The sequence below is a fragment of the Streptomyces sp. LaBMicrA B280 genome (genome assembly GCF_049222185.1).
GTDB classification, from domain to species: domain Bacteria; phylum Actinomycetota; class Actinomycetes; order Streptomycetales; family Streptomycetaceae; genus Streptomyces; species Streptomyces murinus.
This window is the reverse complement of the sequence record NZ_JBMJCT010000044.1, coordinates 158,030-171,216: the sequence shown is the minus strand read 5'-3', so window position 1 is coordinate 171,216 and position 13,187 is coordinate 158,030. Positions and strand designations below refer to the sequence as shown.

Here is a 13,187-nt window from a genome sequence, read left to right as displayed (position 1 = left end):
GGTCAGCTCCCGGTCATCTCGTAACGGTCGACGCCCCGGTGCCAGACGACCAGGGCGAGCGTCACCGTGCCCGCGGTCACCAGGAACAGCCAGGGCAGCATCCCGGTGCGCCCGAAGAGCAGACAGGTCGCGGGGACGTAGGCGGTGAAGGCGTACGGCAGCAGCCAGGTCAGCAGCCACCGCAGGGAGGGGTGGTACAGATCGAGGGGGTAACCGGAGAAGTCGCCCAGCTGGTTGGCCACGTACAGGGCCGGGAAGCTGTTCGTCGTCCAGAACGCCAGGGACGCGAACAGCGTCTTGATCGAGGCGAGGACCAGCGTCCCGCACAGCACGAGCAGCGGCAGCAGCAGCCACTGCACGGCACTGAGGCGCAGATCGAGCCGGTCGGCCGCGTACCAGGTCAGGGCGGCGCCGGTGAACAGCTCGCCGAAGCCGTCCGGGTACAGGAACCGCTCGGACAGCAGCGAGAACAGCGGATGCACCGGGCGGATCAGATAGCGGAAGAAGTCGCCGTTCTGCACCAGCTTGCGGGCCATCACCCACAGCTGGTCGGTGAACATCCGGTCCAGGCCGCGTGGCAGCAGCGAGAAGCCGAGCAGGAACAGCACCTCGTGGTAGTCCCAGCCGGCGATCCGGGGGGTCTGCCGGAACACCATGCCGACCACGGCCACCTGGCACACCACCCGCAGCACCAGGCCGCCCGCGCCGAGCAGGAAGTCCATCCGGTACTCGGTCAGCCGGTGCACGCTGACGGCGCTGAGGTGCCAGGTCAGCCGGGCGTAGCGGGCGGCCGTCGTGAGGGGGCCGGGTGCGGTCATCCGCCCAGCACCTCCACCCGTCGTACGGCACCGCGCCAGGCCAGCGCGGCCAGCGCGCACAGGGCCAGCGCCCAGCCGAGCTGCACCGCGAGGATCCCGGCCGCGCCCGCCGCCCCGTCGTAGCGGCCGAGCAGCAGCCGCAGCGGGCCGTCGACCATGCCCTGGAACGGCAGCACCCGGGCCACCGCCGCGAGCGGCCCCGGCAGCAGCGCGAGCGGCACCACCTGCCCGGCGAAGAACGCGACCACGCTGTCCTTGACGACGCGCACGCCCCAGATGTTGGTGGTGACGAACCCGGCGAGCCCGACCAGCAGATTCACCCCGAAGCCGATCACCAGGGACAGCGCGGCGGAGACGGCGAAGAGCAGCAGGCCGCCCCAGGTCGGCGTGGTCAGCGGCAGCAGCAGCGCGTACAGCGCGACCACGGGTACGGCGACCAGCGTGGCGTTGGTGAGCGAGACCGGCAGCCCGGTGGCGAACCGGGACAGCGGATAGCTGACCGGGCGCAGCAGCGAGACGGCGATGTCCCCGCGCTGGACCTCCCCGGAGACCTCCTCGTCCACCCGGCTGGCCTGCATCAGGCCGAGCACCTGGGCCAGCAGCACGTACGTCGTCAGGCGCGGCAGGTCGTAGCCGCCGGGCAGCCCGCCCGGCTGCCCGCCGTACACCGCGCGCCACAGGAAGACCTGGACGCCGACGGCCGTGGTCGCGGTCAGGGCGTTGATCAGGAAGGTGGAGCGGTACTGGAGCAGCGACTGGAGGCTGGAGGCCGCGAACGGGGTGTAGCGGCGCAGGGCGAGGGCGTTCACCCGGCCGCCCGCCCCGCGTAGATGCGGCGCAGCACCATCTCCACGTCGGGTTCGGGGGCGACGCAGTCGGTGACGTCGAAGTGGTCGAGCAGGAAGCCCATCACCTGGCGGGCGGTCCAACGGGCCACCGGATACTCGACCTTGACCCGCCCGTCCTCGGTCAGCGTGGCCGACGCCCCGTCAAGTCCCTTCTCGATCAGGCCGATCGCCTCGTCGGCGGCGCCGTGGTGCTCGAAGACCACCGCCCTGGTGTCGGCGGTGCGCAGCAGTTCGTGCATGGTCCCGCGGTGCACGACCTCGCCGTGGTTGACGACCAGCACCCGGTCGCAGATGGCGGTGATGTCGCCCATGTCGTGGCTGGTGAGCAGCACGGTGGTGCCGAGTTCGGCGTTGACGTGGTTGACCAGCCTGCGCACGGCCTCCTTCAGCACCAGGTCGAGGCCGACCGTCGGCTCGTCCAGGAACACCACCTTGGGGTCGTGCACCAGGCTCGCCGCGACCTCGGCCCGCATCCGCTGGCCCAGACTGAGCTGCCGCACCGGGGTGTTGCCGAGCGCGTCGAGGTCCAGCAGCTCCTGGAACAGGGCCATGTTGCGCCGGTAGACGGCGTCCGGGATGTCATGGATGCGGCGCAGGATGCGGAACGAGTCCGGCACCGGCAGGTCCCACCACAGCTGGCTGCGCTGCCCGAACACCACCCCGATGTTGGCCGCGTTGCGCCGCCGCTCCCGGTACGGCTCCAGGCCCGCGACCAGGGCACGGCCCGAGGTCGGGGTCATGATCCCGGTGAGCATCTTCACCGTGGTCGACTTGCCCGCGCCGTTCGCCCCGATGTACGCGGCCTTCGTCCCGGCCGGGATCTCGAAGGACACCCCGGACACGGCCCGCACCAGCCGGTGCTCCCGGCTGAACAGCGTGCTCAGGCTGCCCATCAGACCGGGCCTGCGCTCCGCGACCTTGAACTCCTTGACCAGGTTCTCCGCGACGATCACCGGACGTCCCCCGTGGCCCGCTCCAGGGCGCGGTCGAGCAGCGTCACGCCCTCTTCGAGGAGCCCGCGGTCGATGGTGAACGGCGGTGCCAGGCGCAGCACATGGCCGCCGATCGCGGTGCGCAGCCCGAGGTCCAGCGCGTGCCGGTACACGGCCTGAGCGATCTCCGGCGCGGGCGCCCGGCTCGTACGGTCGCGCACGAACTCCAGCCCGTGGAGCAGCCCGAGCCCGCGCACCTCGCCCAACACCTCGTACTTGGCGTGCAGTTCGGCCAGCCGCTCGTCCAGTACGGCACCCAGCTCGGTCACCCGGGCGAGCAGCGTGTCCCGCCGTACGACCTCCAGCGTGGCCTTCGCCGCGGCGATGCCCAGCGGATTGTTCGCGTACGTGGACGCGGTGGACCCGGCGCGGGCCGCCTCGGGATGCCGCAGCACCGCGGACCGGCCGGCCAGCGCGGCGAACGGGAACCCCGAGGCCAGGCCCTTGGCCAGGGTCACGAGATCCGGCTCGACGCCGAACCGCTCACTGGCCAGGAAGGTGCCGGTGCGGCCGCCGCCGGTGAGCACCTCGTCGGCGACGAGCAGCACCCCGTTCTCCCGGCAGCTGTCGGCGATCTGCTCCCAGTAGCCGGGCGGCGGCACGATCACCCCGGCCGCGCCGAGCACCGGTTCGAAGACCAGCGCCGAGACGTTCGGCTTCTGGGCGATGTGCCTGCGCACCAGCGAGGCGCAGCGCACCCCGCAGGAGGGGTACTCCAGCTCCAGCGGGCAGCGGTAGCAGTAAGGGGAGTAGCCCAGCACGCTGTTGCCGGAGAACGCCTGGTGGCCGATGTCCCAGTGGACCAGCATCCTGGCCCCCTGCGTCTTGCCGTGGAAGCCGTGGCGCAGCGCCCCGATCCGGTTGCGGCCCGGCTCGGCGACGGCCGCCACGGCCCGCAGCGCGGCCTCCACCACCTCGGCGCCGGTGGAGAAGAAGGCGTAGGTGTCCAGCTCCTCCGGCAGCAGCTCGGCGAGCAGATCGCACAGGGCGGCGCGGTCGGCGGTGGCGAAGTCGTGCACGTTCCACAGCCGCCCCGCCTGCTCGGTGAGCGCGGCGACGACCTCGGGATGGCAGTGGCCCAGCGACTGGGTGAGGGTGCCGGCCGCGAGGTCGATGTACTGGTTGCCGTCCAGATCGGTCAGGACCGCGCCGCGGCCCTCCACGAAGACCCGGCGGCCCAGCGCGGACTCCTCCGAGGCACCCGGCGCCAGATGTGCCGACTCCCGCTCCAGCAGCTCCCGTTGGCGCGGGCCGGTCATCCGGCACCGCCCAGCGGGCCGGCCTCGAAGACCAGCAGGGTGATGTCCTCGTCGCCGTCGTTGGCCAACCCGTGCTCGCCGTAAGGGCGGTTGGGGACCAGGTCGCCCGCTCGCACGGTGAACTCCTCGCCGTCCAGCGTCATCCGGCCCCGGCCGGACAGGATCACGTACGTCTCCTCGTCGTCCGCGTGCCGGTGCACCCCGATGGAGGTGCCCGGGGGCAGCACGACCAGGTCGATGAACGCGATCGGCGCCCTGGCCCCGGCGCCGAGGTAGGCCCGGTGGGCGCGGATCGTGCCGGTGCCGCCGTGGTCGCCGGTCACCTCACGCAGCAGCCCCTCGTACAGGTTGGTGACACGGGTGCGGACAGGCTCGGGCGTCGGGGCTCCCGGCTCCGGCAGGGCAGGACTCATCGCGGTACGGCTCCAAGGCGCTTGCGGGGAAGGAGAGTTCGTGGCGGAACCGGTTCAGCACGCGGCGGTGAGCGGCGTGGCGGTGTGCCCGGTGCGGGCGGCCAGGGCGTCCAGCGCCTCCTGGAGCGCGGCGGCGGGGATGTCGTCCAGGTCGTCCACGAAGACCGCCGAGCCGATCCCGTCCGGCACCACGAGGTGCAGCCGGCGGCCCCGGCGCTCCCAGGACGCCTTCAGGGCCCGGTCCATCAGCTCGGGCGTGCAGGTCCCCGGGTCGAACACGGGCAGCCCGAGCGCGTCGATCAGGGCGACGATCCGCTCGCAGTCCCCGGCGTCCAGCAGGCCCAGCACGCGGGCGAGTTCACTGGAGAGGGCCATGTCGATCGCGACGGACTCGCCGTGCGCGATCCGGTACTCGCTGGCCGTCTCCAGCACGGGCCCGAAGGTGTGCCCGAAGTCCACGAGCCGGGCCAGGTCGTGCTCGCGCAGATTCGGGCACAGCTCCTCCATCATGAGCCGCATCGAGGTGCGCAGCACATGGTCCTCGACACCCCGCCGCCCGAGCCCGGCCTCGGTGAGCGACGCCGGGGCGGCGTACGGCCGCTGGAAGACCTGGGGGCACTCCTCCAGGGTGCGGAACAGCCGGGCGTCCTTGATGATCGCCATCTTGGCGATCTCGCCGAGACCGCAGCGGACGTCCCTCGGGGTCAACGACCGCAGGAACGCGGGGTCGTTGAGGGAGGCGTGCGGCGGGTGGTAGGCGCCGAGCATGTTCTTGGTGCCCAGGGCGTTGATGCCGGTCTTGACGCCGACGCCCACGTCGATCTGGCCGACCAGGGTGGTGTTGACCTTCACATGGCGCACGCCCCGGCAGTAGATCGCCGCCGCGAACCCGACCAGGTCGCAGGTGACGCCCCCGCCGACGGCGAGCAGCACACCGCCCCGGTCCAGACCGGCCGACTTGGCCAGCGCGCAGATCTCCTCGACGGTCTCCATGCGCTTGCCGCCCTCGCCGCCGGGCAGGACGTGCACGCTCCAGGTGCCCGGGGCGCACCGCGCGTCCAGGTAGGCGCGCAGTTGCCGTCCGTACAGCCGATCGACGGTCGGCCCGGTGAAGGCCACCACGCGGCGCCCCTCGCAGCACTCGGCGAGCAGCGGGTTGGCGGGGGAGAGCACCTCGCGGGTGAGGTCGACCCGGTACGCGGTCCCGTCCGGGGCGCGGAGGGAGAACCCGTTGTCATCGCCTCGGACCCCGGATTCGGCGGCGGATGTCTGCGCCGTCACGACACTCCTCGAATCGGCCGGATTCACCACCGGCTGGCCGTCAACTGCGATCAACAGGGCTTGAGTTAAACAGGTGACCGAGCGCGCCTGCAAGAACTTGATGAAACTTGCTGCGAATTCTTGCAAGCGGCCCGTGCCGCGCTGCCCCCGTACGCCCACGACCTGTACGGCGGACCGGCCCGCCTCCGCGCAAGGTCCCCCGGTGCCCCTCTGGCCCACCGGATCCCCCCGTGTTACGAAGGACCATGTCCGTGAACCAGGGAACCCGCGCGTACGACGCCGTCATCGTCGGGGCAGGCCACAACGGTCTGGTCGCCGCCGCCTATCTGGCCCGGGCCGGGCGCTCCGTGCTGGTGCTGGAGCGGCTCGGGCACACCGGCGGGGCCGCCGTGTCCAGTACGCCGTTCGCCGGGGTGGAAGCCCGGCTGTCGCGCTACTCCTACCTGGTCAGCCTGCTGCCGGGGAAGATCGTGGCCGATCTCGGCCTCGACTTCCGGCTGCGCTCGCGCACCATCTCCTCGTACACCCCCGTGGAACGCGCGGGCCGCCCCACCGGACTCCTCGTCGGCGGCGGCGAGGCGCGCACCCGGGACGCCTTCGCCCGGCTGACCGGCGGCGAGCGGGAGTACGCCGCCTGGCAGCGCTTCTACGGCATGACCGGCCGCGTCGCCGAGCGGGTCTTCCCGACCCTCACCGAGCCGCTGCCCACCCGGGACGAGCTGCGCCGCCGTATCGACGACGAGAGCGCCTGGCGGGCCCTGTTCGAGGAGCCGATCGGGGCCGCCGTCGAGGAGTACTTCGCGGACGACCTGGTCCGGGGCGTGGTCCTCACCGACGCCCTGATCGGCACCTTCGCCGACGCGCACGATCCCTCGCTGGCCCAGAACCGCTGCTTCCTCTATCACGTGATCGGTGGCGGCACCGGCGCCTGGGACGTGCCCGTGGGCGGCATGGGTGCCCTCACCGACGCCCTCGCGGCGGCGGCCCGTTCGGCGGGCGCGGAGATCCTGACCGGACACGAGGCGGTCCGCGTCACCGGCGACGAGAGCGGTGCCGAGGTCACCTACCGCACCGCCGACGGCGAGGGTGTCGCCGCCGCCCGGCACGTCCTGGTCAACGCCTCACCGCAGGAGCTGGCCGCCCTCACCGGGGACACGCCCCCCGAACCCGCCGAGGGCGCCCAGCTCAAGGTCAACATGCTGCTCACCCGGCTGCCGAAGCTCCGCGACCCTGATGCCGACCCGCGCGAGGCGTTCGCCGGTACCTTCCATGTCGCCGAGGGATACGGCCAGTTGGCCACCGCGCACGCCCAGGCCGCCGCGGGCCGGCTGCCCGCCGCGCCGCCCTCCGAGATCTACTGCCACTCGCTGACCGACCCCACCATCCTCGGCCCCGAACTCGCCGGGCGCGGCTACCAGACCCTCACCCTCTTCGGCCTGCACACCCCCGCGCGGCTCTTCGACCGGGACAACGACGGCGCCCGCGAGGAACTGCTGGGCGCCACCCTCGCCCAGCTCGACGCCCATCTCGCCGAACCCCTCACCGACTGCCTGGCCACCGACGCCGACGGCCGCCCCTGCATCGAGGCCAAGACCCCGCTCGACCTCGAACGGGACCTGCGGCTGCCCGGCGGCAACATCTTCCACCGCGCCCTGTCCTGGCCCTACTCCCAGACGGACACCGGCCGTTGGGGCGTGGAGACCGGGCACCCGCGCGTCCTGCTGTGCGGGGCGGGCGCGGTCCGCGGGGGAGGGGTCAGCGGGGTTCCCGGACACAACGCGGCGATGGCGGTGCTGGAACAAGGATCCTAGAGAACAGAACTGACGGTACGTCAGAAAAAGCCTTCCGTCGTACGGGCCGGTGCGGCATCCTGCGCCCATGCAGACGGAGCTGAGCGACCAACTGGGCATCGAGCACGCCGTCTTCGGCTTCACGCCGTTTCCCGCCGTCGCCGCGGCCATCAGCCGCGCCGGTGGCTTCGGTGTGCTCGGCGCCGTCCGCTACACCGCCCCCGACGACCTCAGACGCGACCTCGACTGGCTCGACGCGCACGCCGACGGCCGCCCCTACGGACTGGACGTCGTCATGCCCGCCCGCAAGGTCGAGGGCGTCACCGAGGCCGACGTCGAGGCGATGATCCCCGAGGAGCACCGGCGGTTCGTGCGCGACACCCTCGCCGCGCACGGGGTCCCCGGACTGCCCGAGGGCGAGGCGGCCGGCTGGCGGATCACCGGCTGGATGGAACAGGTCGCCCGAAGTCAGCTGGACGTCGCCTTCGACTACCCGATCCGGCTGCTCGCGGGCGCCCTCGGTTCCCCACCCGCCGACGTCGTCACCCGCGCCCATGAGCGGGGCGTGCCCGTCGCCGCGCTCGCGGGCAGCGCCCGGCACGCGCGCAAGCACCGGGACGCGGGCATCGACATCGTGGTGGCCCAGGGCTACGAGGCAGGCGGCCACACCGGGGAGATCGCCACCATGGTGCTCACCCCGGAGGTCGTGGAGGCCGTCGCCCCGCTGCCCGTGCTGGCCGCAGGCGGCATCGGCAGCGGGGCGCAGATCGCCGCCGCCCTCGCCCTCGGCGCCCAGGGCGTCTGGCTCGGCTCCCTCTGGCTGACCACCACCGAGGCCGAGCTGCGCTCGCCCGCCCTGACCCGCAAACTGCTCGCCGCCGGATCCGGGGACACCGTCCGCTCCCGCGCCCTCACCGGAAAACCCGCCCGCCAGCTGCGCACCTCCTGGACCGACGCCTGGGACGATCCGGCGGGACCCGGGCCACTGCCCATGCCGCTCCAGGGACTGCTGGTCGCCGAGGCGGTCTCCCGCATCCAGCGGCACGAGGTCGAGCCGCTGCTCGGCACCCCCGTCGGGCAGATCGTCGGCCGGATGACCGAGGAACGCGACGTCCGGGCCGTCCTGGACGACCTCACCCGCGGCTTCGAGCGGGCCGTGGACCGGATCAACCGCATCGCCCGAAGGAGCGGCACATCATGAGCGCACCGGTGACACCCCCCATCGGCTTCTGGGCCCAGGCCGCCCAGGACCCCGGCCGCACCGTCCTGATCGCCCCCGACGGCGCGGAGTGGACCGCGGGCCGCCTCGCCGCCGACGCCAACCGGCTGGTGCACGGGCTGCGCGCGGCGGGCCTGGAACGCGGCGACGCCTTCGCCGTCGTCCTCCCCAACGGAGTCGAGTTCCTCACCGCCTATCTCGCCGCCACCCAGGCCGGGTTGTACCTCGTCCCGGTCAACCACCACCTGGTCGGCCCGGAGATCGCCTGGATCGTCGCCGACTCCGGTGCCAAGGTGCTCGTCGCCCACGAGCGTTACGCCGACACCGCACGCGCCGCCGCCGACGAGGCCGGCCTCGCGGACGCGGCGCGGTACGCGGTCGGCGCCGCCCCGGGCTTCCGGCCGTACGCGCAACTCCTCGACGGGCAACCGGAGTCGGCGCCAGACGGACGCGAACTCGGCTGGGTCATGAACTACACCTCCGGTACGACCGGACGCCCGCGCGGCATCCGCCGCCCGCTGCCCGGCAAGCCGCCCGAGGAGGCGTACCTGGGCGGCTTCCTCGGCATCTTCGGCATCACGCCGTACGACGGCCATGTGCACCTGGTCTGCTCGCCGCTCTACCACACGGCCGTCCTCCAGTTCGCGGGCGCCTCCCTGCACATCGGCCATCGGCTGGTGGTGATGGACCGGTGGACCCCCGAGGAGATGCTGCGCCTGATCGACACCCACCGGTGCACCCACACCCATATGGTCCCGACCCAGTTCCACCGCCTGCTGGCCCTCCCCGAACAGACCAGGGCCCGCTACGACGTCTCCGCCATGCGGCACGCCATCCATGGCGCCGCACCCTGTCCGGAGCATGTCAAGCGGGCCATGATCGACTGGTGGGGGACGTGCGTGGAGGAGTACTACGCGGCCAGTGAGGGCGGCGGCGCCTTCGCCACCGCCGAGGACTGGCTGAAGAAGCCCGGCACGGTCGGCAGGGCCTGGCCGATCAGCGAACTCGCGGTCCTCGACGACGACGGCAACCGGCTGCCGCCCGGCCAACTGGGCACCGTGTACATGAAGATGAACACCGGCGGCTTCACCTATCACAAGGACGAGGACAAGACCCGCAGAAACCGGGTCGGCGACTTCTTCACCGTCGGCGACCTCGGCTATCTGGACGAGGACGGCTGCCTCTTCCTCCGCGACCGCAAGATCGACATGATCATCTCCGGCGGGGTCAACATCTACCCGGCCGAGATCGAGTCCGTGCTGCTCGCCCACCCCGCCGTCGCCGACGCCGCCGCCTTCGGGATCCCGCACGACGACTGGGGCGAGGAGGTCAAGGCCGTCGTGGAACCGGCCCCCGGGCACGAGCCGGGGCCCGAGCTGGCCGCGTCGATCCTCGACCACTGCGCCGAGCGGCTCGCCCGGTTCAAGCGGCCCCGCAGCGTCGACTTCGTCGCCGAACTGCCCCGCGACCCCAACGGCAAGCTCTACAAACGACGGCTGCGCGACCCCTACTGGCAGGGCCGCACCCGCCCGGTCTGACCCTGCGCCCTCCCGGCGGCGGCGCGCGCCCGGTCGGGATCCGGTCCTGCCACAGCCCTTGACCTGCGCGTGCGGCGGCCGCAAGATCTGCGGTCATGAGCAAGGCACAGGGCGGCAGGGCCGGCGGACAGCGCGGCAGCACGGTCGACGCGATGCTGCGGCGCAGCGCCCGCCGCACCCCCGCGCGGATCGCGGTGGAGTACGGCGCGCGCTCCTGGACGTACGGCGAACTGGACGACGCGGTCTCCCGTGCGGCCGCCCTGCTGCTCGCCGAGGGACTCGCCCCCGGCGACCGGGTCGGCGCCTTCGGCCACAACTCGGACGCCTACCTGATCGCCTTCCTCGGCTGCGCCCGCGCGGGCCTGGTCCACGTCCCGGTCAACAACCACCTCACCGGCGACGACCTGGCCTATCTCGTCGGGCAGTCCGGCAGCGCCCTGGTCCTGACCGACCCCGGCCTCGCGGACCGGCTCCCGGACGGGGTGCGCTCGCTGCCGCTGCGGGACACCGGGGACTCGCTCCTGGCGCGGCTCGCGGACACCGCGCCGTACGACGGACCGGGACCGGGCTCCGAGGACCTGGCGCAACTGCTCTACACCTCGGGTACGACCGCGCTGCCCAAGGGCGCGATGATGACCCACCGGGCCCTGGTGCACGAGTACATGAGCGCGATCACGGCCCTGGACCTGCGCGCGGACGACCGCCCCGCGCACGCGCTGCCGCTGTACCACTCGGCGCAGCTGCACGTCTTCCTGCTGCCCTACCTCGCGGTCGGCGCCACCAGCGTCATCCTGGACGCGCCGGACGGGGACCTGCTGTTCGACCTGATCGAGGCGGGCCGCGTGGACAGCGTGTTCGCGCCGCCCACCGTCTGGATCGCCCTGGCGAACCGGCCCGACTTCGCCACCCGCGACCTCGACAGGCTCCGCAAGGCGTACTACGGCGCCTCCATCATGCCCGTGCCGGTCCTGGAACGGCTGCGCCAGCGGCTGCCTGACCTCGCCCTCTACAACTGCTTCGGGCAGAGCGAGATCGGCCCCCTCGCCGCGGTCCTCGGACCGGCCGAGCACGCGGAGCGGCCTGCCTCCTGCGGGCGGCCGGTGCTGTTCGTGGAGGCCCGGGTCGTGGACGCGGAGGGCCGGGAGGTGCCCGACGGCACGAGCGGCGAGGTCGTCTACCGCTCACCCCAGCTGTGCGAGGGCTACTGGGACAAGCCCGAGGAGACCGCGCAGGCGTTCCGCGACGGCTGGTTCCACTCCGGCGACCTCGCGGTCCGGGACGCCGAGGGCTGCCTCACGATCGTGGACCGGGTGAAGGACGTCATCAACTCCGGTGGTGTGCTGGTCGCCTCACGGCAGGTCGAGGACGCCCTCTACACCCATGAGGCGGTCGCCGAGGCCGCCGTGGTCGGCCTGCCCGACCCCCGCTGGATCGAGGCCGTCACGGCGATCGTCGTACGGCGCGGCGAGGTGACCGAGGAGCAACTCGTCGCGCACGTACGGGAGAAGCTGCCGTCCTTCAAGGCGCCCAAGCGGGTGCTGTTCGTGGACACGCTGCCGCGCAACGCCAGCGGGAAGATCCTCAAGCGCGAACTGCGGGACCGCTTCACGCAGGGGTGAGGCCGTCGCGCCGCTCACCCCTGTCCGGTGTCGCGCGGGCGCAGGTCCACGATCCGGCGGATCTTGCCGACCGAGCGCTCCAGCGACTCCGGCTCCACGATCTCCACGTCCACCGACACCCCGATGCCGTCCTTCACCGCGGTCACGATGGACCGGGCCGCCGCCTGACGCGCCTCCGCAGTGGCACCGGCGCGCGCCTCGGCGCGCACGGTGAGCGAGTCCATCCGGCCCGTACGGGTCAGCCGCAGCTGGAAGTGCGGGGCCACCCCGGGCGTACGCAGCACGATCTCCTCGATCTGGGTGGGGAACAGGTTCACCCCGCGCAGGATCACCAGATCGTCGCTGCGCCCGGAGATCTTCTCCATCCGCCGGAACACCCGCGCCGTGCCCGGCAGCAGCCGGGAGAGATCCCGGGTCCGGTACCGGACGATCGGCATGGCCTCCTTGGTCAGCGAGGTGAACACCAGCTCGCCCCGCTCGCCCTCCGGCAGCACCTCGCCGGTGACGGGATCGATCACCTCCGGATAGAAGTGGTCCTCCCACACGGTCAGCCCGTCCTTGGTCTCCGCGCACTCCTGCGCCACCCCGGGACCGACCACCTCGGACAGGCCGTAGATGTCCACGGCGTCGATCGCGAACCGCTCCTCGATCTCCCGCCGCATCTGCTCGGTCCACGGTTCGGCCCCGAAGATCCCGACCCGCAGCGAGGTGGTACGGGGGTCCACGCCCTGCCGCTCGAACTCGTCCAGCAGCGTCAGCATGTACGAGGGCGTCACCATGATCACGGCCGGTGCCAGGTCCTGGATCAGCTGGACCTGCCGCGCGGTCATGCCACCGGAGGCGGGCACGACCGTGCAGCCGAGCCGCTCCGCGCCGTAGTGGGCGCCGAGCCCGCCGGTGAACAGCCCGTATCCGTACGCCACATGCACCACGTCACCGGGGCGCCCGCCCGCCGCCCGGATGGAGCGCGCGACCATGTCGGCCCACATGGACAGATCGTTCTCGGTGTAGCCGACCACCGTGGGGCGGCCGGTGGTGCCGCTGGAGGCGTGCAGCCGGCGGATCCGCTCCCTGGGCACCGCGAACATCCCGAACGGGTAGTTCTCCCGCAGGTCCGCCTTGGTGGTGAAGGGGAAACGGGCGAGATCCTCCAGCGAACGGCAGTCCTCCGGGCGTATCCCCGCCTTGTCGAAGGACTCCCGGTAGAACGGCACCTGCTCATAGGCGTGCCGCAGCGAGGCGCGCAGCCGCTCCAGCTGGAGGGCCCGCAGTTCCTCGGGGCCGAGCCGTTCGCCTGCGTCCAGCAGCTCCCGCGCGTCCGCCATCGGCACGTCTCCTCACCAGGACATTCGCGATCAAGGCAGCCCGGACCCAGTCAATCCGGACGACCGATCATTCGGTCGAACTGTT

At 72.4% G+C, this 13,187-nt stretch carries 11 protein-coding genes; 4 read left to right on the top strand and 7 right to left on the bottom strand.

The genetic code is table 11. The features are described 5' to 3' along the window. Positions 1–2: 2 nt before the first annotated feature. From ACLF5H_RS29180 to ACLF5H_RS29155, 6 genes are read right to left on the bottom strand one after another with little or no spacing between them, the layout of a single operon-like run. Positions 3–818, bottom strand: coding sequence for an ABC transporter permease (locus ACLF5H_RS29180; protein ID WP_421678978.1), 816 nt, complete (start codon positions 816–818; stop codon positions 3–5). Continuing rightward, positions 815–1,627 (bottom strand): ABC transporter permease, encoded by an 813-nt coding sequence (locus ACLF5H_RS29175; protein WP_421678977.1) that lies wholly within the window; start codon positions 1,625–1,627, stop codon positions 815–817. Before ACLF5H_RS29175 ends, ACLF5H_RS29180 begins: the two co-directional genes overlap by 4 nt. Then, positions 1,624–2,619, bottom strand: coding sequence for an ABC transporter ATP-binding protein (locus tag ACLF5H_RS29170; protein ID WP_421678976.1), 996 nt, complete (start codon positions 2,617–2,619; stop codon positions 1,624–1,626). Before ACLF5H_RS29170 ends, ACLF5H_RS29175 begins: the two co-directional genes overlap by 4 nt. Further along, positions 2,616–3,917, bottom strand: a complete 1,302-nt coding sequence (locus ACLF5H_RS29165; RefSeq protein ID WP_421678975.1) for an aspartate aminotransferase family protein — start codon at positions 3,915–3,917, stop codon at positions 2,616–2,618. The genes ACLF5H_RS29170 and ACLF5H_RS29165 overlap by 4 nt, the downstream gene beginning before the upstream one ends. Beyond that, complete coding sequence (locus ACLF5H_RS29160; RefSeq protein ID WP_421678974.1) at positions 3,914–4,330, bottom strand: cupin domain-containing protein; 417 nt, start codon at positions 4,328–4,330, stop codon at positions 3,914–3,916. The genes ACLF5H_RS29165 and ACLF5H_RS29160 overlap by 4 nt, the downstream gene beginning before the upstream one ends. A gap of 54 nt (positions 4,331–4,384) precedes the next feature. Then, positions 4,385–5,611 (bottom strand): sedoheptulose 7-phosphate cyclase, encoded by a 1,227-nt coding sequence (locus tag ACLF5H_RS29155; protein ID WP_421678973.1) that lies wholly within the window; start codon positions 5,609–5,611, stop codon positions 4,385–4,387. A 245-nt stretch (positions 5,612–5,856) separates the two neighbouring features. On the opposite strand from ACLF5H_RS29155, the gene ACLF5H_RS29150 reads away from it, so the two are divergent. The 4 genes from ACLF5H_RS29150 (at position 5,857) to ACLF5H_RS29135 (ending at position 11,777) form a co-directional block, all read left to right on the top strand. Next, positions 5,857–7,422, top strand: a complete 1,566-nt coding sequence (locus ACLF5H_RS29150) for a phytoene desaturase family protein (RefSeq protein ID WP_421678972.1) — start codon at positions 5,857–5,859, stop codon at positions 7,420–7,422. Between the two features lie 67 nt (positions 7,423–7,489). Further along, a complete protein-coding gene (locus ACLF5H_RS29145) occupies positions 7,490–8,602 on the top strand; it encodes a nitronate monooxygenase (protein WP_421678971.1) in 1,113 nt (370 codons plus the stop codon). Beyond that, positions 8,599–10,158: an acyl-CoA synthetase gene (locus tag ACLF5H_RS29140; RefSeq protein WP_421678970.1), complete on the top strand. Its 1,560-nt coding sequence runs from the start codon at positions 8,599–8,601 to the stop codon at positions 10,156–10,158. Before ACLF5H_RS29145 ends, ACLF5H_RS29140 begins: the two co-directional genes overlap by 4 nt. 95 nt (positions 10,159–10,253) lie before the next feature. Further along, entirely contained in the window at positions 10,254–11,777 is a 1,524-nt protein-coding gene (locus ACLF5H_RS29135; RefSeq protein ID WP_421678969.1) for a fatty acyl-CoA synthetase, read from the top strand. Between the two features lie 14 nt (positions 11,778–11,791). Here ACLF5H_RS29135 and paaK read toward each other — a convergent pair whose 3' ends face one another. Then, the gene (gene paaK / locus ACLF5H_RS29130; protein ID WP_421678968.1) at positions 11,792–13,102 is read right to left on the bottom strand and encodes a phenylacetate--CoA ligase PaaK; all 1,311 of its coding nucleotides are present in this window, start codon (positions 13,100–13,102) and stop codon (positions 11,792–11,794) included. Positions 13,103–13,187 lie beyond the last annotated feature (85 nt).